Source organism: Desulfurococcaceae archaeon (assembly GCA_038845865.1).
GTDB lineage: Archaea > Thermoproteota > Thermoprotei_A > Sulfolobales > Desulfurococcaceae > UBA285.
On sequence record JAWBQJ010000003.1, the window covers coordinates 140,866 to 163,393 of the forward strand.

The following is a 22,528-nucleotide window of genomic DNA, read 5'->3' on the forward strand; positions in this document are numbered from 1 at the left end:
AGGGTTTAAATTTTAGTGTGCGCGGTCGCACCGTGACTCGCCTTAACCGCTATTACGTACTTCGCAGCTGCATCTGCCGATATTGCCCCTTCCGCGGCCGACGTTATGATCTGCTCTAGTTTGTACTTGTAGGGGCCTCCCGCTGCATCTCCAGCGACGAATATTCCGGGTAAGTTAGTACTCCTATCTACGTTTACCTTGGCGCGCCCCTCCTCGTCTACCTCGATTCCTATCTTCTTGAAGAACTCCGTGGAGGGTTTTAAGCCTATTTCCACGAATACTCCGTCTACTCTCAGTAGCTTTTCCTCGCCCGTCTCGACGTTGACTACTTTAAGGCCTTCTACCCTCTCCAGGCCTACTATTTCTTTCACCACCGTACTGGTTAGAACCTCTATTTTGGGGTTGGACTTCGCCGCGTTGACGTACACTGAAAATGCGCGGAAAGAGCTTCTCCTGTGTATTAAGTAAACCTTTGACGCCGTGTTACTTAAGAAAAGCGCACTTACGAGCGCGGAATTCCCGCCTCCTACCACGGCTACTACTTTGTCCTTGAATAACGGGCCGTCACAGACGGCGCAGTAAGACACTCCTTTACCCGCAAGCCTATCCTCGCCAGGCACACCCAGTTTTCTCTTTTCACTGCCAGTAGCTAAGATAACTGCATATGCGCACAGGCTTTTCTGGCTATTCTTAAGTTCCACGCACCACAACTCCCCGTTCCCGCCCCTGCGCACATCTACGACCTCGTCTAGTACTATGGGCACGCCGTACTTCGCTACGTGCTTGGCGAACCGGTCTACTAGGTCGTTTCCCCTGATTTCAGGTATTCCCGGGTAATCGTCTATTAGCGGTGCCTCGGAAACCAAGCCGCCGACCGTTTTCGAAACGATCACGGAATCCAGCCCGTACCTCGCCAGGTATAGAGCAGCAGTTAAACCCGCGGGGCCGGCCCCCACCACTATGGCGTCATACCTGTCTTTGAGCGCCTCCAGCCTGAAAGCCATCGTAGCCGTTCTTAGCCTGAACACCGGGCTACACCTTCCCCGCTAAGTCAACGGAATGCTTCAAGTATTTAAATATCTCGTAAGCGATTATTCCGGTTAACGCCGTACACGGCATGCCGGTGGGGACTCCTTTTAACCATATCACCTCAAATCCCTCAAGCTCTTTACCACTGGGCTCCCGGTCTCCAGAGCCCATTACCAGCGCCACCCTCTTGTTGAGGGCCTCGCCTACTAGTTGCGAGAAATCGACTTCTTTACCGTCTTCGGTTAAGTAGTAAAATGCATCACACCTCAAGACGTAGCTTAGATCAGCAAGCTCGGGGAGCACTATTAACGGCTTGCCGAGCCTGTAAGCTACTTTGTGGGCTTCCGGTATCCCGATCTGCGCGGCTGCGCCGAACGGCTTGACAATAACCGGTACAGGACGGTTTACGGCGTATACGGTTTTGAGGAAGTCCAGTAGCTTCTGCACACTACTGGGGGAATAGAGAACTATGTACAGCTCTTTCACGGGTGTTCACCTTCATCGAGGTGCATTGCAACGAACTCCGCAACGCTCTTCGCGAGGGGCACGGGCACGGCTTCACCAACCATGTTATATTGTGAATCCCTTCCTCCAATAAAAATAAAGGTGTCTGGAAACCCCATTAACCTCGCCTGCTCCCTCACGGTTAAGAGCCTGTTTTCAAAGGGGTGGATGAACCTGGATGAGCCGAGAACCGGTGGGGCAGAGCTCCAGGGTTCTAGCTTCACTAGGTTTGGTAGTAAACGGCTAGCCCCCTGGTAATGCACCAGGGCCTTACCCGCTTTTAACCGGGACGCTCTTCTCAGCTTCCTCCAAGGCAACTCTGGCGGCGGCTCGTGATTTGGCACGTATGGTGTTCCAGGCGGTGGTAGCCCTCTCAGAGCCTCAGCTACCGTGATAGTGCGGCTCAGCGGCCTCGGGCTGATCGGCACGTTTGACACGAACACCCGCGTCCTCCGGCTGGGCGAACCATGCTCTTCCGCTCTGAGGACGTTGAAGTACACCCTACTATAACCTACTCTTCTAAACTCATACAGTAACGCGTCTCTAAGCCCGTTTTCCATAATTGCCGGTACATTTTCCATCACGAAAACCCTGGGCTTATAGAGCCCGACCACCTCTACGAAGTGAAGCGTTAGTTGGCCTTGCGGATCCGCGTAAAGCCGGTCAAGCGGGTTTTTCTCTCTGCGGGGATTAGCGCCTGTGAACGGCTCGCATGGAGGGCTCCCGATAACGACGTCCACCTCGTCCGGCCTAACTAGCTGTAGTAGTAGTTTTCTAGGAATCCCCTTCACGTCCTCGACTAGGACGAGGGTGTGAGGGAAGTTCGCCTTATAGGTTAGTGCGGCGAACTTGGAGTTATCGACCGCTAGTAGCGACTTAAACCTACTCGTTAAGTGAAATCCCAGGGAGAAGCCTCCTGCCCCGGCAAACAGGTCGATGAACCTGTAAACCTGTCTAGGCACTTTTAGTCCGCTCTATTCTGAGTATTAGAATGTCGAGTTTCTTGATAATTCCCTTAACCGTGCGAAGGGAGGTGGGGTTGTTCACTTCGACGAGTACTTCCCCATCGTGGGGGCACTGAAAGCCGTACGCGTACGCGTCGTCGAGTAGAAATCTCCGTCTGCACGACCTACACTCGTATATCACGTTCTCGCTTTCACCTTTCAACAGCACTTCTAGCTTTTCCCGGGCTCTTTTCAGCCTGTTGAGTACGAATGTCTTGAGTGCGGGCTTGTTAAGACGCCATATGTGTAGCACCTCGTTTTCGACCCTTACCTTGTCCGGTATTACTATCGCCTCGTCTGAAAGCTTTTGGAGTATTTTACGGGCTTCATTCGACCTGAACTCCAGGGTACCCGCTATCTTCTCTTCCGCGACGTAGTCGTTTTCCGCGAGGTGCTCTAGGAGCGCTCTCGCGTGCTCGCCGTACAGCTTTCCGATAATTACCTTGGCGATACTTAATAGATCTTCCTCCAGTGGGGGCTCGTTCTGCGCCAAAAAGCCATCTCCTGCATTACTATTCAACTGGGCATCACCGCCGTCGTCAGTAGTGAAACCACTTTCAGCCTCACTCATGGTAATACTTGTTTTAGGGTTTAATCAACTTAAAACCCACGTCGCCGGAAGATCCTCAAAGATCATTTTTATGTGTGTTTTAAAAAAGCTTATATAGAACCCCTTTACATTTCTAGCTTATGGTTAGTCACGGGGTATTAACATGACCACTGTAGAGCCTACGGGTATACCCGTGTTAATACTCAAAGAGGGCACGCAGAGAACGGCTGGTAGAGATGCGCTTAGAATAAGCATCATGGCCGCGCGCGCTGTAGCGGAAATGGTCAAGACAACCTACGGGCCTAAAGGAATGGATAAGATGCTAGTTGATGCATTAGGCGACGTGACCATAACCAACGACGGTGCGACGATACTGGACAAGGCTGAAATACAACACCCAGCTGCGAAGATGCTCGTTCACGTAGCTAAGAGCCAAGACGCGGAAGTGGGTGATGGTACTAAGAGGGCTGTCATAATTGCAGGCGAACTACTGAGGTACGCAGAGGACCTCCTCGGCAAAAACATACACCCAACCGTAATAGTATCCGGGTACAGGAAGGCAATGGAGGAGTCGTTAAGAGTCCTCGAGCAAATAGCGACACCGATAAACATAGAGGACGAGGAAGTGCTAAGGAAGGTGGCGAGAACCGCCCTTACGAGTAAAGCAGTGCACGATGCGAGGGAGTACTTTGCAAATATAGCTGTTAAGGCCGTCAAGCAGGTGGCAGAGCCACGGGGCGACAAGATCTACGTTGACATAGACAACGTGCAGATAATTAAAAAGTATGGAGGCTCCTTGATGGACACTCAACTGGTTTACGGGATTGTACTGGACAAGGAGGTGGTACACCCAGGCATGCCTAAGAGGGTTGAAAAAGCCAAGATCGCGCTACTCGACGCACCGCTAGAAATCGAGAAGCCGGAGATCGACGCCGAGATCAGGATTAGCGACCCCACCCAGATGAAGGCATTCCTACAGCAGGAAGAGGAGATCTTGAAGAAGTACGTTGACAAGATCGTAGAAGTGGGTGCCAACGTCGTTATTACGCAAAAAGGCATTGACGAGATCGCACAGCACTTCCTGGCCAAAAAAGGCATTCTAGCCGTGAGAAGGGTCAAGAGGAGTGACCTAGAAAAGCTGGAAAGGGCTACTGGTGGAAGGATTGTAAGCAACGTCGAGGACTTTAAGGCCGAGGACCTGGGATATGCGGAGCTTGTAGAGGAGAAGAAGGTCGGAGAAGACAAGATGGTATTTATAGAGGGGTGCAAGAACCCACGATCAGTTAGCATAGTGATCAGGGGAGGCCTGGAGAGGCTGGTAGACGAGGCTGAAAGGAGCTTTAGAGACGCGCTATCAGCGGTAGCTGACGCGCTCAAAGACGGCAAAATCGTTGCAGGTGGCGGGGCCATTGAAATGGAGCTGGCTAAGCACTTGAGAAGGTACGCTGTCAAGGTTGGAGGCAAAGAACAGCTGGCCATAGAAGCCTTCGCGAAGGCCTTAGAGGGGCTCGTGGTAACAATGCTCGAAAACGCGGGCCTCGACACCATCGAGATGATAATGAAGCTTAGAGCGGCTCACGAGCAAGAAGACGGGAAGTGGATAGGCATCAACCTATCAACGGGCGAGCTCGTCAACATGATGGAGCAGGGGGTGATCGAGCCGGTGAGCATTGTGGCAACGGCCATTAAGGGAGGCACGGAGGCGGCAACGATTATCCTGAGAATAGACGACATCATAGCGGCAAGTAAACTAGAAAAGAAGGAAGAAGCCGGTAAGAAGCCTGGAGAGGAAAAAGAGAAGAAGGAAGAGGAGTAGGGTTAACGTAAACCCGCTACTCGATTCTTATCAATACAGGTTTTTTAATTGAAGGTGAAGAGTACACCGCTTCTCCCGGGTCAATGTACGGAAGCGTGGATATTATTTGCTGATCCAGGTAGAGGGCTCTCTCAACGAGCTCCAAGTCATGCCTCGACTTAACCGAGTGTATTACCTTGGTGTTGGCGTTGGTCATGGCGTCTTCTACTAGTTGCTGAATTGACTGGGATACTACCACTAATCCCACGTTAAACTTCCTCACCTCCCTGAGCATCTCGCAAATGGGCTTTATGGCCTGGTTCCGTGACAGGTAGTTCTGGGCCTCCTCGATCACGATCATAACGGGCCTCCTCGTCGTGGTAACGTGGCTGACCAGCCTCTTCAAGAGGAAGGCTGAGTACAGTTTTCTAATACTCGTGTCGGTAATTCCGCTTAAGTCGACTACGCACGGCACGCCACCTTCAAGCACGCTAGACATGTCCTGGTGAGGTCCATGGAGTTTAAACAACGAGCCGTAGTTCTCCCTAGCCAGTAAACTGAGCTTTCGGTGTAGTGCGAGCTTGGATTCGCGTATCCAAGTAGACTCATCGGGGTAGTTCTCGAGGTAGTCGAGGAAGACGTCGATCGTTTTTAGCCTTGAAAGGTCGACTTTCTTGAGTACCTTTTCGAGCACGTACTCCTGGGGCGGCGTCAACTCGAATACGTTGGACACTACGGCCAGGTCGCCGGGATCGCCAGTAAATACCCGGAGAGGCATTTTATAGGGATCCACAACGGTGCAGCGCGGTATTAAAGCGGCGTACTCGCCATGCCAATCAAGGATTACCGTGCTTATTCCCAGCTGCTCCACGACCCGTTTAGCCATAACGGAAGCCGTGTAGGATTTCCCGGAGCCCGTAGTCCCGGCGATCAGTATGTGCCTGAAAATACTGCTCTTGAAAAGCTTAGCGGGGTACTCGGGAACGGTGTTGATGACCTTCCCTATGACTACGTACTCTAGTTCGTTAGTGGACTCTACCAGTACGTCTTGTACTGGGTACTTAACCTTACCCTCAAGGCCTATTGGCGGGACGTAGCCTATGGGCCTCCTTCTCATAAAAAACTCTTTAATTCGCTGATAATGGCGGTATACGTGCTTTTGGGTGAAACGTTTTCAACGTCTATTGACTTAAAGTCAGACTTTACTAGGGTTGTTATGAGCTGGACCTCGTTAAGCACCCTTTCCCTTTTACCCCTTATGACTATGAGGCCTTTAACATCCCCCCTACTAATCCTAGTTACGCTGAGATACTCCACGTCGCTGTTTAGCTGCGACCTTGTCCTTATGATCTCTCCAAGCCTCTTCAGCTCCGATTCCACGTCGTGTTCCCTTCCATTAATTAGCCTATAGAGCCTAAGAACGGCTTCGAACTCGGACATCGCGAGCCCCCTTAATACTTACGGGTTAAAAGGCGTTACTCGAGTAAAGCGTTAAAAGCCGCCTTAGAAGATGGGAGGAAGAGCGGGCTCAACGACTAAACGACACTCCTAGGTATACTTGCTCCATTACGTTCAGGTCTACTTTCTGCTTGCCTTTAATTACTGCCAGGAATCCGTGTAGTGATATCACTACGCGGTAGGCGTCTCCCAGTCGCGTGTTCGATACTACATAGCCTTGTGCACAGAAGTAGTGCTTTAAGCACTCGTCTTTACTACTCGTTATTTCCACCACGAACTTGGAGTCTTTCTTGGGCGCTTCGACCACGTCTTCGTGGAACTCCACTTCCACTTCAACATCGTTACAAGTACCCTTCAACCTGTACACTTTGGGTACTTTAATTGCCATTATATCGGAGACGCGGCATTCCAGCACCAAGAATCACACCTTAATTAAACTCTTGTTAAAATTATTGCTAGGGTATATAAAAGTGTAGGTGGTTAGAAGTGGCCGTGCCAGAGGCGTCAAGGAGGCTTGTACAGGAACTCGCAGCACTTTTAGATAAGAGAGTAAAAGTGGTGTTAAATAGCGGTAAACTGTACGAAGGCCTTTTAGCGGGCTTCGACCATCCTGGGCTGAACATCTTATTGAAAAATGCTGTCGACGACACGGGGAATAGGTACTCGAGAATAGTAATTAAAGGTGAAAGGGTGTCGGAGATCATAATCATGGAAGAGCCCCTCTTCGATCCCGATGAGTTCAAGGAATTTATACTGAGAGAAATGAAGCTACAAGAACACGCGGTAAGGGTGCTACACGATATCAGGGCAGTGGAGATACTGGGTAGGTATAGAGTGAGCGAGGAGGGGGTCATGGGGTCAGGCCCCATGGCGGAGACCCTGTACAGCCTTTACAGGAAGTACATTGACCAGCGTAAGAAGGCCCTGCAGGGTTAAGTGAACTTGTTTGAGGTTAAAACGAGGGACTTGGGAGGGCGCATAGGAAAGCTCGTAACCCGGCATGGCGTGCTCGAAACACCTTTTTTGTTCCCAGTGATCGATCCTCACAGGCAGGTGCCGGGACTGCCTAAGATCAGGGACATGGGCTTTAATGGGATAATCACAAATGCCTATCTGTTCTATAAGCGGAGTAGGGGTTTAATTAAACCCATACACGACGAGTTAGCGTGGACAGACGTCATAATGACGGATTCCGGGGGTTACCAGATACTGATATATGGCGACGTAGAGGCCGACAACAAGACCATCGTGATGTACGAAAAAAGCATAGGGTCGGACATAGCGGTAATACTGGACGTGCCGACTGGCAGTAAAATGAGTTTCGAGGAAGCGCAGAAGGCGGTCTGGGAAACGTATAGGCGTGGCATCGAAGCACTGCCGCTGATAATGGACGCCGATCAGCTGTGGGTATACCCCGTACAGGGGGCACCTTACAAAGAGCTGGTGGCGCGCTCTACAATACTTGCCAATAAACTCCCTTACGACATTTACGCAGTGGGCTCTCCAACAGTAATGCTCGAGAAGTACAAGTACTCGGAGCTCGTGAAGCTAGTGGTAACGGTTAGGGCACGCCTACCGCCGGGTAAGCCCTTACACGTATTCGGTGTAGGGCACCCTATGATAATACCGTTTCTCGTAGCCGTGGGAGGAGACCTCTTCGACTCGGCAAGCTACATACTTTACGCGCGCGGTGAGAGGTACATGACGGAGACGGGGACCAGGAACATTAGGGACCTAGTGTACTTCCCATGTAACTGCCCCGTGTGTTCCAAGTACACGCCGCAGGAAGTACTGGAAATGCCCCGTGAAGGGAGAGAAGAGGTCATAGCAACCCACAACCTGCACGTGCTAATCAAGGAGATTAAAACGGTCAAAGAGGCAATAAAAGAAGGTAGGCTGTGGGAGCTCCTAGAGTACAGGTCGCGGGCACACCCTGCACTATACGAGGCTTTCAATGTGATTAAGAAGTACGTTAAGCTACTCGAGAAGACGGACTCCACGACCAGCCCGAGCGGTAAGGCGCTACTACTGTTTAACGCGGATTCCTGTGTAAACCCTAGATTGAGGGTGAACGTGCGGAAAGCCCTATCGCGAGTAGGGGTTACGGGCAAAACAGTTATACTCATACCGGCTTACAGAAAACCCTATACTCTACAAGAAGAGTACAAGGCTATTGCAGGGCTTACTGGTACGCGAGCCGATGTAGAAGCTCTATTTATACACCCACTGCTAGGGGTATTTAAACCAAGCGTATCGTCAACGTATCCCTTTTACCAGCACGAATGCAGGATCACGAGAAGAACGGCTAACCCAGCTAAAATAGCGAAGCTGATCGACAAGGTGGTTGAGCTAGGTGCACGTAAGGTAGTAGTCGTACAAGCAGGCTGGTTTACCGAAGACTTGTTTAGAAAAACAACCAAGTACCTCTCGGAGGGGGTCTCTCGCGCTCCCTTATTTATATGTAAGTTAAACGAGATTTCCTCTCTGCTTCTTCAATAGCCTTCTCCATCTTTTCACGCTCTACTTCAACTGCCTCAATAATGGCGGCCTCCTCCATCAATTTCTGTACGCTTACCTTTACGCTCAAAACTCTGGACACTACTTCAACGGCAACGGCGCTCGCCTTGGGGTCGGGTCTATAGGGCTCCGTGAACGGCAGTATGATGACGCCTCTCAGCCCGTAAGCGTGCATGAACATCATTGTAAGTGCAAGCGGACCTATTATGTGCCTATCCTCTAGTATTTTTGCGTCGTTTAGTACTATGCTCGTATCATTTATCGGGATCCACCTATACTGCTCGCTGGGGTCTTCGCGGAGTTCTTGGCTTAATCCACCTATTAGTATGACTTCTCGCGCTTCAAGCTGCTTGGCGAACACAGCCAAGAACTCCGCGTAAGACGTTCTCTCGCGCTCTACTGGCGTACTGTTATGTACCACGACTACCACGTTGCTAGAGCCGGCCCTACCGGCGTACACTTCAAACGGGTACTGTAAGCCGAGATCTCTATTGTACGAGGTAACCTCGGGCATGAACCTCGTTCTTATAAACCCCACCTTTTCGAGCCTTAGCTCCCTAGCAAGGTGCCTGGTGGAGAGGTAACCTACGAGCCCGAAGCCCTGGAACCCCGTTATGAAAAACGACCCCTTTAGCTTACTTAAATCCGCGCCCTCTAGCTGGATGAGCTTTACCACTTCAAGGCACCCTCTCTCACTTTAACGGCCTCTCCCCTATTATAAAATACCATTTCCCATCCGGCTAGGCGGGAGCGGCCCACGGCTACGAGCCTGCCCTGCGGATCAACGGCTAAAACCTCGTCATCGGGCCGAATGTCGGGGTCTGCCATCAGTACGTGCTTGCAAAACAGCGAGCCCCCCCTCGACACGAACTCTACGTAGTCGCCCTTAACGTACACCCTTAATCGTGGGTGGGGTAAAATCCCGTTTAAAACCTCGCCTGCAGCTACGTAGAGGTTGAACCTGTAGTCTTTTGAGCGCAGTGCGAGGTACCTTTTACCGTTTAAAACTAGGAACCGTATTTTCCCGGTATTGGGACTAACAGCCACTTTTACCGTTTCAGGTATCAGTGATTCCCCGTTAACGTCAAACTGCAATTCCGCGATTTCCCGCAATTCCTCTAGTTCGCTCCTTGTAGGTCTTCTTATGATCAATGCGTACACGACCCGCCGGGATTCGCGGCCCTTTCAGTAACTAGACAAACAAGTACCTTTAAAAACCCCGCCAGTAGAACGCAACGGGCTAGGTAGCCGCGTGGTTGCCGATCCCGCCTCCACGCAGGTAACTCCGTTAAAGTATGTAAACAGGCCTCCTCTCTCCATACGTCTGGCTTTGCAGGCCTCTAAGCTCCTTTTTAACCTTGACCTTCTCAATGCCGCTGATCAGGTCGCTCAACGTAACGCGTCTCCTCCCCTCCCTGAGGGCACGGTAACCGGCTTCCGTAATGGCTAGCCTTATCTCGGCACCGCTAAACCCCTCACTGAGCTCGGCTAAGAGCTCGTAGTCTATGCTATCAGCTACTTTTAGCTTTCTCATGTGTATTTTGAAGATCTCGATGCGCCCCTTCCTGTCTGGTAGAGGTATCTCTATTATCCTGTCTAGCCTACCGGGCCTCAGAATGGCGGGGTCTAGTATGTCTATTCTGTTAGTAGCGGCGATTACCTTCACCCTGTCGAGGGGCTTGAACCCGTCGAGCTCTGCTAGTAACTGCATGAGCGTTCTTTGAACTTCCCTCTCCCCACTCGTCCCTATTTCCAGCCTTTTAGAGGCTATGGCGTCTATCTCGTCTATGAAAATTACTGCGGGGGCTTTTCTCCTAGCGAGCACGAAGAGCTCTCTCACTATTCTAGCTCCCTCCCCAATGTACTTCTGTACGAGCTCGCTAGCTACCAGCGATACGAACACCGCACTACTCTCGGCTGCAACGGCCCTTGCTAGTAGTGTTTTCCCGCATCCCGGTGGCCCGTAAAGTAGTACTCCTTTAGGGGGCTCTATGCCGAGCTCTTCGAAGAGCTCGGGGTGCTTTAATGGGAGTTCCACAACTTCGCGTATTTCCCTAATCTGCTCCTCAAGCCCTCCGATATCGCTGTAACGGACGCTCGGTTTTTCGATGACCTCCATTAACTGCACGTATGGGTCTGAGTACTCTGGAAGCACGTCGACTATTACCGAGCCCCGCTGGTTAAGGGCAACTCTCGCACCCGGTCTAAGCTTGGACTTATCAACAGTGTCCGCGACGTAGACGACTAGGCTGGGACCACTACTACTCTTAACGACAGCCTTGTTATCTGTTAGCATGTACTCTAGATAGGCCTCTATGAGCGGTGGAGAAAGCAGCTTTTCTATCTCCGACCGGTAGTACTCTAGTTTGAGTAAGAGCTTTTTCCGCTCTTCTTCCAGGTACTTGACCTTCGTTTCGAGGTACCTCACGTAGTCTTCGTCGTTCTCTATTAGGGCGCTCACGTTCTTGTCATCAACGTTCTCGGAACCCTTGAAATCACCACTCATGGTGAAAACCCACACATATAATAGCCTTCAGCTAATGTTTTAAGAAGTGAGAGGGGTTCATGGAGATGTCCTATTATTGCGAAATGTGCGGCAGAGAGCTAGACCGGAAAGAAGCCAAGAAGGCGGTAGTTGAAGGCTCCATTCTCATCCTCTGTCCCAGTTGCTACTCTAGGCTTTCAAAACAGCATGTAGTGAGGGAGGCCCCACCCTCCCTTGCCCGAAGGACCCCCACGAAGACTACAAATAAGCAGCGAGGTGGTGTAAAGAGCCCCGTAAGGCGGGTAGAGGAGTACGAAGTTGTCGAAGACTACGCCATCAGGGTTAAGGCTGCTAGGGAAAGGCAAGGCTGGCCCCAGGAAGTACTAGCTCAGAAGGCCGGTGAGAGCGTGAATACCATTAAGCGGATAGAGGCCGGAAAGCTCAAACCAAGTATTGAGCTCGCGCAGAGGCTTGAAAGGCTACTCGGCATTAAACTACTGGAGCCCGTGGTAGAAGAACCTGGTGTTTCTTCCTCCAAGCACAAGGAGGAGTTTTTAACTATAGGTGATATTCTAAGTACAGAGGAATCAAAGAAAAAGCAGCATAAGGGAGGTAATTGAAGGTCCTAGTAGCCATCCCCAAGAAGTACGCTCCCTTCCTCGAAGAGGAACTAGCACTCGTAAGGACCGTTTACAACGATATAGTGGATTACTTCGTCGTCGGGAACACTAATACGAAGGCCTACTTACCGCTGGACAAGACGAAGGAGTTAAAGGGCGTGGATTTCGACAAGCTCGTAGTAATGGACAAGCTCAAGCCATCCCAACTCGTAAACCTTGCACGGGAACTCAGGAAGGAGGTCGTCGACAGGATACTGATCATACTGGAGATCTTCGCCAACCACGCAGGTTCTAGAGAGGCCCTACTCCAAATAGAGCTGGCGAGGCTAAAGTACACGCTCCCGCTGGTAAAAGAGGCCATAAGGTACGCTAAGCTAGGTGAACTGCACGGTTTCCTGGGCGCTGGCAGGTACGGGTACGAGAAGTACTACCTGGTGCTCAAGCGGAAAGAAGCTAGAGTAAGGCGGGAGTTGGAGAAACTGCGCGAAGTGAGAAGTACGAGGAGAAAGGCTAGGAGAGAGGCTGGCTTGCCGCACGTCGCGATCGTCGGGTACACGTGTGCTGGCAAGACAAGCCTGTTCAACGCGTTAACGGGGCTTTCCAAGCCCGTAGGCCCTGAACCGTTTACGACCTTGACCCCCAAGGCTTACCGCGTGGAGTACAAAGGCCTAAGCTTCATAGTTACCGACACGGTAGGCTTCATAAGGGACATACCTCCCGAGGTCATAGAGTCCTTCTACGCCACGCTCGAAGAAGTGGTCGAGGCAGATATAGTAGTGGACGTGGTGGACGCGTCTAAGAGGCTCAGTGACGTGATCGCAGAGGTGGAAATCGGTAAAGAAATACTTAGGAGAATCGGCGCCTACAGTAAGCCAGTAATATACGCCCTCAACAAGGTAGACCGGGTAGGGTCCATAGGCTTGGTGCTAGCGGAGGTGTCGAAGCACGTAAGGGAGCAACAGGACGACGTGGTGGCCATCTCCTGCACTAAGAGGATAAACATAGACCTCCTACTCGATAAAATGTACCAAAAGCTGAAGAGCAGGGGGTTGCGACGCCGTGAGGCAGAAGATATACGTGCTTAGATATGGGCACAGGCCTGGACGAGACAAGAGGGTCACTACACACGTTGCACTGGTCGCTAGGGCTTTTGGCGCTCACGGCTTCTTACTTGCCGACGTGGTCGACGAGGTGGTCTACAGGGCTCTAGCAAAGGTTTTAGAGACGTGGGGGGGAAGCATGCACTTCGAGATGGGCGTTAGCTCGGTGGAGTACTGTAAAAGGTGGAAAGCAGACGGCGGGTTAATAGTGCACCTGACAATGTACGGTCTTCACGTAGATGACGTCTTAGAAGATATTAAGAGGGATCCCCGCGACGTGCTCGTAGTCGTGGGGGCTAGGAAAGTGCCCAGGTTCTTCTACGAAATTGCCGATTACAACGTCGCAATCGGCCACCAGCCACACTCCGAAATCGCAGCATTAGCTGTGTTCTTGGACAGACTCAACGAAGGCAGGGAGTTACACTTGGAGTTCACTAATGCTAAAATAAAGGTAATACCTTCACCTAGAGGAAAGCTCGTGAAAAGGCTTAAGTAAAGGGCAGCCCACTTAACCTCTAACCGTACTTAGCCAGTGCGGCGTTAGGAGTCCGAGGTAGCGGCCAGGCCTCATGCTATACAGCGATCCATATCTTTACATCAGTGACGCTCTTGCTCCTTACTTCATCCACCACTGCCTTTCCGCACCTCGATGTCCCGCTTTTTTCAAGCTCGACGCTCACACCGTTTGCCTGAGAATCGTATACTACTCTGAGAGCAGCGCCCGTAACGTTTCCACTCAAGTAAATGTACTTGGGCTTCTTCTCCTTAATCATGCCTTCAATTCTTTCGAGAACAGCGGGGCCGGGCAATTCCCGCGCCGACTCTACGAGTTGCGAGGACTTTATGATCATGTAGAGAGTTACGGGATCAACACATTCATCCATTATTCGGACTCCAACCTCCCTGACCACGGCCTCCGCAACTGGGGCTTTCGCAGCCGCCGGGGGGGCTGGAGGTTGCGGTGTGGGAGGTGGAGCAGGGGGCTTTTCCGCCACGCTCACGGGCGGTTTAGGTGGTGGAGGCGGTGTGGGGGGCTTCGGCGGCGCTTTTACCGGGATGCCTGCTCCAGTGTTTAATGCGCTCGCCAGTATTACGCTCTCCTCCGTTCTAGACTGCGGGAACGTTAGTAGGTCCGCTATGATGATCTTGCGGTCTAGGCTATACACTTCTACGACGCCGTCGATATCACTGATATACTTCATCGCCACTCCACAGCAATCGACACCATCGTAGATTATGGTTCTGGCGGCAGGGGTCTGCCTTATAGACCTGCACGCGACGATGTTACCGTCTATCATCGCTACTAGTATATATATACCCGCGGACATGTTCCTGTAAACTACGTACCCCGTGAACCTCTTTTCCACGTACTCGCTCAGAACGCGCCCCAAAGACCTTACCTTGGTCTCGACGGATTCTACGAGTGTGCCGCTAACCCAGGACATCCGCGATTCCCTAACTTTAAATTAGCAGTAGTACTTAAAATATAAACTCTACAGTCAGCACATCTCGCGGAGTTGAGTTACTTAATGGGTTTTTAAGTACATCTTAACTTAGTATTTAAAGGAGCGTGATATGGTGGGCTATTATGTCAATGACTGTAAGAGAGTTTCCGAGCATAGGTGAGTTCGCAAAGAGCCTGGATGACTCGATCGCCGAATACAGGAAGATGCTAGGTGACCTACTTAGAAAACTCGAGGAACTGAGGATTAAGAGCGAGCAGGAGAAGAAGCTGAAGAGCATCTTGACAAAGCTGGGGGTAACGGAGGCGACTCCGCCGAACGTACTAGAACTACGTAGCTTAAGAATAGTGGTAAACCCCTCACCTCACCAAGAACTCTCAGCCATGGAGGCCCTCGTAGAAGCTCTCAACAACAAGATTTCCACGCTAGCAGCTATCAGAAAGGACCTTGAGGCTCTGAGCGGGCTGGATGTGGGTTTAAGAATACTCGTTGTTTACATAGATGACGTACCTAGAACCGTTATGCTGAAATTTAGCTAACACCGTGTACGAGCGAAGCCTGTAATGGAAGAGGCGTAAGCGGTGAGAAAACAGCAAAGTTATCGTTTTTTGAATTTTCGCGCTTTCGACCTCGTTAAAACATCTCTTCCTCTACAAGCCTCCTCGCTATAATTGTTCTAACCCTCATTGCAATATACGTTCCAACGCCCACGCCTATCAAGACAGCGATCACGGGCACGTACCTCCATAGTATGGTCAGCACTGTGGGCCTCAGTGCGACAATCCTATTGATGTCTTTGTCCACGGCGAGAACGGGTATTTCTTCCCGGATGTACTGTCCGTGCTCTACTACTACCTTGTAGTTTCCGTAGGGAAGGTTCGTTTCAATGGTCCCACTAATGTCCGTTGTGAGTATGGTGATCAGATCGCCTATATCCAGGCTGTAAATGTATACGATCGCGTTACCCACGGGCTTTTCTTCCTCCACTACTACTACTCTTAAGCGGTACGACTTTCTATTAGCGTATATTGTTACCGAGGTATCGTTCGTCACGGTGATGGTTAGGGGTTTAGACGCATCATATGCCTTGTCCCATCCAGGTACGGGTACGAGCTTTAGAACGTATGAACCGTAGGGGATCTCAACGGTGATCCTTTCCCCGACGTTTTCCGCGATCTTGGTTTCATTCGCGTACAGTTCAAACCTCCCTACAACTCCAAACCTGTCAATAACGTTTACATTGAGCTTGTAGCTTACGCGCTGAACGGTTACAACGACACTTCGCGGCGAGTCTAAGAGTAGGGTCATAGTGTAGGGTATGTATATGGAGGTGTTGTGCGGGATAATCTTCAACGAGTACTCTCCATAGGGTAGTAGTAACTGGATGGGCAGGCCAGTGGATTCAACGGTCTTAGTTACGCTCTCCGGGCCTTCTACGACGAGGTCCACTGGTGAAATGAGTTCTCCGTACACGTCTGCGACCTTAATGATCATGTAGTACGCTGCCCTCGTGATCCGCACGTTCAGCTCCATGTTGTCGTTGACGATCACGGGCACTTCAGAGACCTGGTATACGCCTTCAAAGCCCTTAGAGGGTGAAACGGTGATGACATGTTCGCCCCAGAGCACTCCGAACACGTGTTCGCTTCTATTCGTAGCTTTCACGAGCTCCTTTCCATCAACATATATGTCCACGGGTGCGATTAGCTTTACGCCCGAGATCTCGTCTAGTATTCTCAGCTTTACTGTGAATTCCTTGTACAACATGTTAGCTACGAGCTTGCAGCAAGCTTGCGGTACCTCCACGGTCACGTTTCGATAACCTTGCACGCTCACCTTCATGGTATCGCTGAGCGTAAACGTCAGTGAGCCGTTGTAAACGTAAGGTACCGGGGAGTAGATGTTTACAGTGTACTCCACGCCGGGTATGATGTTCTTCAAAGTCGTGCTGTTACCTTGAAGCCTGTACTCGGCGGATCCTCCAGGGTAGTTGAGTACCACGAGCGTTCCACCGACCTCCTCGCCTCTGGGCATGTTGACGGCGAGCTCAACATCTTTAGCCATGAACCTGTCCATCGTTAGTACGAGGCCGTTCTTCACGGCTATATCGCTGTTCTTAACGACGATCATGCCGTGCTGATCGGCCAGTGATACGGCCTTAATGTTCGCCGAGACATCTCCGTGTATATACCCCGGCATTGACAAGTAGAGTGATGCTAGGTTTCTGTACACTGGTAGAGGGTATGGCTCCACCTTGAAGACCTGGATGCCGCTAGCCGAGATTGCTACGTAGGTGTAGCCCTCGACGCCGGGTATAGTCACTAAGTTGACTAGTGGTGAGCCCATGGTGTAGATGTTCCTAAGCCTGTAGCCGTTTTCCCCGGACACGTATATTCTCAGCCTTCCGTCCGATAAACCAATTATTACGTAGTTTCCATTACTGTACGTGCCGCTTGCGGTAATTCTCACGTTGGAGCCCACGTAGTCGTCTACTGCGTTAATTTTACTAATACCGGAAGGCAAGAGAGAGGTGGTAACTACGTTTAGAAGCCCTTCGGTGGTGTCCATGTACGTGACGCTAGCTTTAATGTCATCCCTACCCCGCATAAACGCTATATCGACCGCGGAGGGGGTTAGGTAAAAGTCTGCGGAACCCTTACGGGGGCACCCAAACGGCGCGTACGTCATATCAACGAGGTCTAGTTTAACCGCTAGGAAGGGGGGCATCCCGTAGATCTTCATCGCGGGCCTCCTATCTACGTTGCTCGTTGGAAGCACTGCGGTTGGGAGAGGTATCTCGCTGGGTACTTCTACGTACTGCTGGGGGTCGTAAACGAACGTGTAATTCCAGACAACGCTACCCTCCAAGTTACGTATGGTTAAGTTAATAGTCAGTTTTCTATCCTGCTCCACGGGTATTGGTACGCGTGCTACGCCCTTCTCGTCGGCGTTCACGCCGTATACTACTCGGGTTTCTTTCAAGTCGCCGTAGGCTAGTGAAACCTCCACGAGGGTGGCAGGTAGTGGTATGAGTTCTCCCGTGGTTTCGTTAAGGTACGTTACGTTGAATACGAGGCTGATTACCTGGGGTATGTGCGCTACTAGTACGTTTGAGGCGTCCCAGTAAAAGCCATCCGGCGCGTACACTACCAGGGGGGCAACATCTTGTACTTGTATGTTCTTCAAGCCTTCACACGTCGGCGTGGCCTTTCCGACCTTAGGGCCTATTCTAAGTATACCCTGGGCCTCCTCATCTAAAACGTAAACGTAGCAGTTTAGACACGGGTATCCACGGCTCCCCCCTTCAACGGTTAGTGCCACGATTTTCACGTTTCCAGCGGGGTCTTTAGCCAGGTATAGCTTATCTACGTAGAAGTCTGCTCCGAGAACCAGGTACAGGTGTTTCGTGATCCTGCCTCTATCGACTTTGAAGAGAAGCACCTCACCCTTGTCAGTCCCAACGGCCATTCTCGTAACGGGGTAACCGTCCTTCGCTACGTACGTTGGAATACCGGTTAACGGGTATAGGTCCTCTATTAAGGGATCTACGTGGGGGCTGACCATTCTAAGCACTGCAACGCCGTACACCTCCCCTATCAATCCTATGACAGCTACTCTAGACTCGTCTACTATGCTCACGTATTTCGGCACTATGCCCAAGTTAACTAAGTCTACTTTAAACCCGTAAACCCTGTCACCAGGCTCTATGAACGCAGCCGGCACTATTCCCTGCGGCAATGCTAGCGGTAAGGCTACGACTACTAGAAATAAGCCCAGCAAGCACGCCAAATACAGCCTACCGGTACTCATCACCAATCCCAGCGCCGTTCAGTAAAGCTTTATTGGCAGGCACCCTTATTATATTTTTACAATATTCTTAATAACGTTACATCGTAGCGGTTGATCGCGCCTTAATGGGGCTTAGGTTTATAATAAGCATTTAAAATATAATATATATGTGATAAAACGGGACCATCAAGCTCGTTAAAGAGGTTCAATGCCTTGAGCGAGAAGAGTAAGTGGTTTAGGTTTTTCGGCAAGTTACGAAGGGGAAGGGACAAGGCCGTTGAAGAGCGCGTAGAAGGGGAGGGGGAAGCTGAAAGGGAGGTCATTACCAAGGCCGTTGAAGAGCGCATGTTCACTCATAAGCTTTACAGCATGATACCCGGCTACCAGGTTATAGAGAGCTACCCCGTGTACGAGCCCTTCGCCTACATAAACATAGTGGAAGACCCCAACGGCAAGCTGATCTACGAAATACAAGAGATCTCCCTTACACCGGAAGAGGAGAAGATATACTCGGAGATCAGAGACCACCTGGTGTGGGAGCTCAAACCCGTAAAGAGCCTGGACGTGGACGTAGCCAACGAGATCAAGAAGAGCGCGAGGAGGATCATCAGGGAGTTCCAGATCAGGTTTACGAGAACTCCCAGCCTCTCGTGGAGCAAGATCATGTACTACGTGGAGAGGAACATCATAGGTTTCGCCATGCTAGACCCGGTTTTCCGTGACAGGTTCATAGAGGACATATCGTGCAATGGGCCCCGGAAACCGGTGTATGTTTGGCATAGGAAGTACGAGTCCGTACCAACAAACATAGAGTTTAAGTCGGAGGAGGAGCTAGACGAGTACATACTCAAACTAGCACACATGGCGGGTAAGCACATATCGGTGGCGTACCCCATATTAGACGCGATTCTACCGGGTGGGCACAGGCTTGCCGCAACGTTCAGAAAGGAGGTCTCCACCTCCGGGTCTACGTTCACTATTAGGAAGTTCAGCGAGTCTCCCATAACCATAGTGGACATGGTGCTGTTCAAGACGATATCGCCGGAAGTGGCCGCGTACTTCTGGCTGGCAATGGACTACAAGATGACTACGTTAATCCTCGGCACGACGGGCGCGGGGAAAACCTCGACGCTAAACGCCATGGCAACCCTCCTAAGGCCAACGTACAAGATCGTGACCATAGAAGACACCCCGGAGTTGAGGTTGCCCCACGAGAACTGGGTTCAATTGGTTTCGAGGCCCTCCTACATAGGTAGCGGTGTCGGCGAGGTATCGCTATTCCACCTGGTTAAGCTCTCACTAAGGTACAGGCCTGACGTCATAATTGTAGGCGAGGTTAGAGGCGAGGAAGCGTACGTCCTCTTCCAGGCAATAGCTACGGGGCACAGCGGCATAACGACTCTACACGCAGAGAACATTGACGCCGCCGTTAAGAGGCTCACTTCGCCGCCGATGAACATACCCCCATCCTACATACCCCTAGTCAACATGGCGCTGGTCATAAGAAGGGTGCAGGTGAGGGACGAGAGGGGTAGGATCAGGCCTGCCAGGAGAATAACCAACGTGTGGGAGGTGAGGGGCCATGAAGACTACGTCGAAATCGCCCGCTGGGACCCCGTGGAGGATAAGATGGTCATAGACCTCGATAAGAGCATCGTTCTCAGGAAGATACGGGAACTGTCAGGGCTACCCGAAGAGGGCGTCCTCGAAGAGGTGGAGAGGCGTAAAATGATTTTGAAGTGGCTAGCTGATAGGAAGCTGAGCGATTACAGCTCGGTGTCAACGCACGTTTACCTGTACTACATGAACCCGCAGAGCATCTTAGAGAAAATTGGGGTTGTACGTAGATGAAGAGGCTTATGAACCTCTTGAAGAAGCTGAGCGGGAGGAAAGAAGAGGCGAAGACGCGGGAACAATTAGCTGTAACGAGAATCACCAAACCCGTTGGGGTCAGGATCACCGTTAGAGATGTTTTCACGGCGTTCTCCCTATCCTTCTTCGAGCCCGCGGGTAGATGGCTTGCTAGAACATTTGAGCTGGAAAAGCAGTTCACCAGGGCCGGCATGAACATCCACCCGGTCAAATACGGTGCCGAGACGGTATCCCTGGTCATGATCGCGGCCGTTTTTTGCACCCTAGGCTTCATCACCATGCTACTAACAACGAGGTTAACGCTTGTAGAAACCATCGTGGGGGCCACCATCACGGTTACCGCCCCCATAATGGTTTTCGTACTCAGGCTCGCGCGGCCGTACACGGCCACCTTGCTGAGAAAGAGTGAAACCGAAAACGAGCTACCCTTCTTCATGTCTTACGTAGCCACGATGGTCAGGGGCGGGTACAGCCTTGAAAGGGTCATAGAGAGGGCTACGCAACTCAAAGTGTTTAAGGCCATTAGAGAGGAAGCTCGAAGGATCGTGACCAGGATCAAGATGATGGGGGAGGACCCCGCAACGGCCCTCGAAAAAGTGGCTCTACACCACCCAAGTACTAGGTTTAGAGACATCATGCTAGGCTACATCACGACCCTGAGAAGCGGTGGAGACGTAGTACACTACCTCGAAGTGAGGACGCGCGAGCTGGTTGAGTCCAGGATAGTGGAGATCAGGAACACCATCGGCAGGCTCATGTCCTTCCTAGAGGTTTACACCATATTCGGTGTCGTCGTATCCATAACTTTGTTCGTCTTCTTCGCCGTGTCAGCTGCGATAACGGCTGCACAGGTGGCTAGAACCCCTGAAGGACTTACAGTACTAAACGTCGACGTAACAACTCCAGCCATCTACAACTTCTTCTTCCTACCCCTACTAGGCTCAGCTATAACGCTCGCAGTCCACGTAAACCAGCCGAGGACCCCGGTACGCTACGGGGAGGTCTACTTGGTACTACTGGTGTGGTTACCCATATCCGTAGCTATATTCGTGCTAGTCCTGGCACTTACAAATGGCATAAGCATCTTCGCCGGGAAGGTGGGCATTAAAGAGGTTAAATCGCTGGTTTACGCGATATCGGCAACACTCATAGGCGCCTCCCTGCCACCGGCAATTAAGTACAGGCTCATGGCTAGGAGGCAGCGCGGCTTAGTGAGGTCTGTAGCGGACTTTCTCAGGGATGTCAGCGAGGTGAGGAAGACGGGGTTGAGCCCGGAGAAGTGCATAATACTGGTTTCGAGTAGAAGCTACAAGAACCTGACTCCAATAATAGAGAGGGCGGCCGCATCGCTGTCCCTGGGTTTAAACCTCGAAGAGGCGCTCAGGAAGGCCCTTAAGGGAGTCAAGGAGTGGTTTGTAATAGCCTCGTTGAGGTTTCTCACAGATTCCATACTTGTCGGTGGGGGCGCCCCCGACGTAATAGACACCTTAGCTAGGTTTACGCAGGTCTTAAGCGAACTCGAAGAGGAGACCAGGAGGAGGATGAGGTCGCAGGTAGTGCTACCGTATCTAGGCGCCGTCCTCCTGGCCTCCACCCCCATGATCATACTCTACATGCTGCTGTCGCTGGCGAGAATACCCATAGCGACCGTGACCCCGCTACTACTGGTGCTTTCGCTGGGGAGCCTGATAAACTCATACATCATGGGCCTGATCGCCGGGAAGGCGTCGCAGGCGACGATGGCCGCAGGCTTCCAGCACGCGATAGTGCTTACGCTGGTAACGGTGCTTACGCTGTCCGTGACGTTCACGTTTATTGGTGTGTAGCTTGCACAGACTCTTCGCCGTAATAGTGCTCCTGGGGGTGGCCATAGCCATCTCGGCGGCAGCGGTCACCTGGATCATAACAACCTACCGCTCCATGACTTGGAAACCCGAAGTACTGAGAATACTGGACATAGAGATGTACCTTAACGAAACGGATGGCTCCTGGTGGTTGAGAGTGGTGGCCGTGAATGAGGGTGAAGGGGTGGCGGAGATATACAGGGTGGAAGTGCACGGTATGGAGACAATAGAGCTGGATAGCCCGGAGACTATTGGGCCCGGAAACCAGCGGGAGGTTTACTTCAAGCTGAGCAGGGAGTACACGCACGGAACGATGTACACTGTAAGGCTTTACCTGAAGTCGGGGACGGTGTACCCCGTGCTTGAAAGGGTTATAAGGCCGTGAGTGGGCTAGACATAGTAGACATACTACTCGGGTAACGGTAACAGTACTAGAAGTACCCGTATGTAGCGTATTACGGTGGAATGTAGCACTATAGGTTTAAGCAATATAGGCAA

At 51.4% G+C, this 22,528-nt stretch carries 22 protein-coding genes; 10 read left to right on the forward strand and 12 right to left on the reverse strand.

Annotation, left to right across the window (positions count from 1 at the left end; genetic code table 11):
• Positions 1 to 5 precede the first annotated feature (5 nt).
• From QXU03_05175 to QXU03_05190, 4 genes are read right to left on the reverse strand one after another with little or no spacing between them, the layout of a single operon-like run.
• Positions 6 to 1,004: an FAD-dependent oxidoreductase gene (locus QXU03_05175; protein ID MEM2171124.1), complete on the reverse strand. Its 999-nt coding sequence runs from the start codon at positions 1,002 to 1,004 to the stop codon at positions 6 to 8.
• Between the two features lie 28 nt (positions 1,005 to 1,032).
• Entirely contained in the window at positions 1,033 to 1,515 is a 483-nt protein-coding gene (locus QXU03_05180; protein ID MEM2171125.1) for a RecB-family nuclease, read from the reverse strand.
• Complete coding sequence (locus QXU03_05185) at positions 1,512 to 2,495, reverse strand: DNA cytosine methyltransferase (protein ID MEM2171126.1); 984 nt, start codon at positions 2,493 to 2,495, stop codon at positions 1,512 to 1,514. Before QXU03_05185 ends, QXU03_05180 begins: the two co-directional genes overlap by 4 nt.
• Positions 2,488 to 3,108 (reverse strand): transcription factor TFIIE, encoded by a 621-nt coding sequence (locus tag QXU03_05190; GenBank protein MEM2171127.1) that lies wholly within the window; start codon positions 3,106 to 3,108, stop codon positions 2,488 to 2,490. The genes QXU03_05185 and QXU03_05190 overlap by 8 nt, the downstream gene beginning before the upstream one ends.
• Positions 3,109 to 3,250: 142 nt before the next feature.
• Here QXU03_05190 and thsB point away from each other — a divergent pair, with 142 nt between their 5' ends.
• A complete protein-coding gene (gene thsB / locus QXU03_05195) occupies positions 3,251 to 4,903 on the forward strand; it encodes a thermosome subunit beta (GenBank protein ID MEM2171128.1) in 1,653 nt (550 codons plus the stop codon).
• A 16-nt stretch (positions 4,904 to 4,919) separates the two neighbouring features.
• On the opposite strand, the gene QXU03_05200 is transcribed toward thsB, so the two are convergent.
• The 3 genes from QXU03_05200 to QXU03_05210 all read right to left on the reverse strand — a co-directional run bounded on the left by QXU03_05200 (position 4,920) and on the right by QXU03_05210 (position 6,755).
• A complete protein-coding gene (locus tag QXU03_05200; GenBank protein ID MEM2171129.1) occupies positions 4,920 to 5,999 on the reverse strand; it encodes an ATP-binding protein in 1,080 nt (359 codons plus the stop codon).
• Positions 5,996 to 6,322: a hypothetical protein gene (locus QXU03_05205; GenBank protein MEM2171130.1), complete on the reverse strand. Its 327-nt coding sequence runs from the start codon at positions 6,320 to 6,322 to the stop codon at positions 5,996 to 5,998. Before QXU03_05205 ends, QXU03_05200 begins: the two co-directional genes overlap by 4 nt.
• Before the next feature lie 88 nt (positions 6,323 to 6,410).
• Positions 6,411 to 6,755, reverse strand: coding sequence for a DNA-directed RNA polymerase subunit G (locus QXU03_05210; GenBank protein ID MEM2171131.1), 345 nt, complete (start codon positions 6,753 to 6,755; stop codon positions 6,411 to 6,413).
• 71 nt (positions 6,756 to 6,826) lie between these two features.
• Here QXU03_05210 and QXU03_05215 point away from each other — a divergent pair, with 71 nt between their 5' ends.
• Together QXU03_05215 and tgtA are read left to right on the forward strand one after the other, a co-directional pair.
• Positions 6,827 to 7,276 carry an Lsm family RNA-binding protein gene (locus QXU03_05215; protein ID MEM2171132.1) on the forward strand — a complete coding sequence of 150 codons (450 nt, stop codon included), beginning with the start codon at positions 6,827 to 6,829 and terminating at the stop codon, positions 7,274 to 7,276.
• Positions 7,277 to 7,282: 6 nt separating this feature from the next.
• On the forward strand, positions 7,283 to 8,839 hold the full coding sequence (tgtA, locus tag QXU03_05220) for a tRNA guanosine(15) transglycosylase TgtA (protein MEM2171133.1): 1,557 nt from the start codon (positions 7,283 to 7,285) through the stop codon (positions 8,837 to 8,839).
• Here the strand turns inward: tgtA and QXU03_05225 are convergent.
• The 3 genes from QXU03_05225 to QXU03_05235 form a co-directional block, all read right to left on the reverse strand.
• Positions 8,796 to 9,533 carry a PAC2 family protein gene (locus QXU03_05225; protein ID MEM2171134.1) on the reverse strand — a complete coding sequence of 246 codons (738 nt, stop codon included), beginning with the start codon at positions 9,531 to 9,533 and terminating at the stop codon, positions 8,796 to 8,798. The two genes, tgtA and QXU03_05225, sit on opposite strands and share 44 nt — an antisense overlap.
• On the reverse strand, positions 9,527 to 10,018 hold the full coding sequence (locus tag QXU03_05230; protein MEM2171135.1) for a PUA domain-containing protein: 492 nt from the start codon (positions 10,016 to 10,018) through the stop codon (positions 9,527 to 9,529). The genes QXU03_05225 and QXU03_05230 overlap by 7 nt, the downstream gene beginning before the upstream one ends.
• Positions 10,019 to 10,145: 127 nt before the next feature.
• On the reverse strand, positions 10,146 to 11,363 hold the full coding sequence (locus QXU03_05235; GenBank protein ID MEM2171136.1) for a proteasome-activating nucleotidase: 1,218 nt from the start codon (positions 11,361 to 11,363) through the stop codon (positions 10,146 to 10,148).
• 65 nt (positions 11,364 to 11,428) lie between these two features.
• On the opposite strand from QXU03_05235, the gene QXU03_05240 reads away from it, so the two are divergent.
• The 3 genes from QXU03_05240 to QXU03_05250 are packed head-to-tail and all read left to right on the forward strand — an operon-like array spanning position 11,429 to position 13,558.
• A complete protein-coding gene (locus QXU03_05240; GenBank protein MEM2171137.1) occupies positions 11,429 to 11,962 on the forward strand; it encodes a multiprotein bridging factor aMBF1 in 534 nt (177 codons plus the stop codon).
• Entirely contained in the window at positions 11,959 to 13,047 is a 1,089-nt protein-coding gene (gene hflX / locus QXU03_05245; GenBank protein ID MEM2171138.1) for a GTPase HflX, read from the forward strand. Before QXU03_05240 ends, hflX begins: the two co-directional genes overlap by 4 nt.
• Positions 13,022 to 13,558: a tRNA (cytidine(56)-2'-O)-methyltransferase gene (locus tag QXU03_05250; GenBank protein MEM2171139.1), complete on the forward strand. Its 537-nt coding sequence runs from the start codon at positions 13,022 to 13,024 to the stop codon at positions 13,556 to 13,558. Before hflX ends, QXU03_05250 begins: the two co-directional genes overlap by 26 nt.
• 76 nt (positions 13,559 to 13,634) lie before the next feature.
• Here the strand turns inward: QXU03_05250 and QXU03_05255 are convergent, their stop codons facing one another.
• Positions 13,635 to 14,507, reverse strand: coding sequence for a hypothetical protein (locus QXU03_05255; protein MEM2171140.1), 873 nt, complete (start codon positions 14,505 to 14,507; stop codon positions 13,635 to 13,637).
• A gap of 143 nt (positions 14,508 to 14,650) precedes the next feature.
• Here QXU03_05255 and QXU03_05260 point away from each other — a divergent pair, with 143 nt between their 5' ends.
• Positions 14,651 to 15,064, forward strand: coding sequence for a hypothetical protein (locus QXU03_05260; protein ID MEM2171141.1), 414 nt, complete (start codon positions 14,651 to 14,653; stop codon positions 15,062 to 15,064).
• 94 nt (positions 15,065 to 15,158) lie between these two features.
• On the opposite strand, the gene QXU03_05265 is transcribed toward QXU03_05260, so the two are convergent.
• Complete coding sequence (locus QXU03_05265) at positions 15,159 to 18,335, reverse strand: hypothetical protein (GenBank protein MEM2171142.1); 3,177 nt, start codon at positions 18,333 to 18,335, stop codon at positions 15,159 to 15,161.
• 192 nt (positions 18,336 to 18,527) lie between these two features.
• On the opposite strand from QXU03_05265, the gene QXU03_05270 reads away from it, so the two are divergent.
• From QXU03_05270 to QXU03_05280, 3 genes are read left to right on the forward strand one after another with little or no spacing between them, the layout of a single operon-like run.
• Positions 18,528 to 20,165 carry a type II/IV secretion system ATPase subunit gene (locus tag QXU03_05270; protein MEM2171143.1) on the forward strand — a complete coding sequence of 546 codons (1,638 nt, stop codon included), beginning with the start codon at positions 18,528 to 18,530 and terminating at the stop codon, positions 20,163 to 20,165.
• Positions 20,162 to 22,012 (forward strand): type II secretion system F family protein, encoded by a 1,851-nt coding sequence (locus QXU03_05275; protein ID MEM2171144.1) that lies wholly within the window; start codon positions 20,162 to 20,164, stop codon positions 22,010 to 22,012. Before QXU03_05270 ends, QXU03_05275 begins: the two co-directional genes overlap by 4 nt.
• Position 22,013: 1 nt before the next feature.
• Positions 22,014 to 22,415 carry a hypothetical protein gene (locus QXU03_05280; protein MEM2171145.1) on the forward strand — a complete coding sequence of 134 codons (402 nt, stop codon included), beginning with the start codon at positions 22,014 to 22,016 and terminating at the stop codon, positions 22,413 to 22,415.
• The last annotated feature ends 113 nt before the right edge of the window (positions 22,416 to 22,528 follow it).

What these genes read in the sequence shown, in the direction of transcription:
- QXU03_05205 (MEM2171130.1), bottom strand. Translation starts at nt 6,322, where the DNA reads ATGTCCGAGTTCGAAGCCGTTCTTAGGCTCTATAGGCTAATTAATGGA.
- QXU03_05255 (MEM2171140.1), bottom strand. Translation starts at nt 14,507, where the DNA reads ATGTCCTGGGTTAGCGGCACACTCGTAGAATCCGTCGAGACCAAGGTA.
- QXU03_05190 (MEM2171127.1), bottom strand. Translation starts at nt 3,108, where the DNA reads ATGAGTGAGGCTGAAAGTGGTTTCACTACTGACGACGGCGGTGATGCC.
- thsB (MEM2171128.1), top strand. Translation starts at nt 3,251, where the DNA reads ATGACCACTGTAGAGCCTACGGGTATACCCGTGTTAATACTCAAAGAG.
- QXU03_05260 (MEM2171141.1), top strand. Translation starts at nt 14,651, where the DNA reads ATGTCAATGACTGTAAGAGAGTTTCCGAGCATAGGTGAGTTCGCAAAG.
- QXU03_05275 (MEM2171144.1), top strand. Translation starts at nt 20,162, where the DNA reads ATGAAGAGGCTTATGAACCTCTTGAAGAAGCTGAGCGGGAGGAAAGAA.
- QXU03_05200 (MEM2171129.1), bottom strand. Translation starts at nt 5,999, where the DNA reads ATGAGAAGGAGGCCCATAGGCTACGTCCCGCCAATAGGCCTTGAGGGT.
- QXU03_05175 (MEM2171124.1), bottom strand. Translation starts at nt 1,004, where the DNA reads ATGGCTTTCAGGCTGGAGGCGCTCAAAGACAGGTATGACGCCATAGTG.
- QXU03_05240 (MEM2171137.1), top strand. Translation starts at nt 11,429, where the DNA reads ATGTCCTATTATTGCGAAATGTGCGGCAGAGAGCTAGACCGGAAAGAA.
- QXU03_05265 (MEM2171142.1), bottom strand. Translation starts at nt 18,335, where the DNA reads ATGAGTACCGGTAGGCTGTATTTGGCGTGCTTGCTGGGCTTATTTCTA.
- QXU03_05235 (MEM2171136.1), bottom strand. Translation starts at nt 11,363, where the DNA reads ATGAGTGGTGATTTCAAGGGTTCCGAGAACGTTGATGACAAGAACGTG.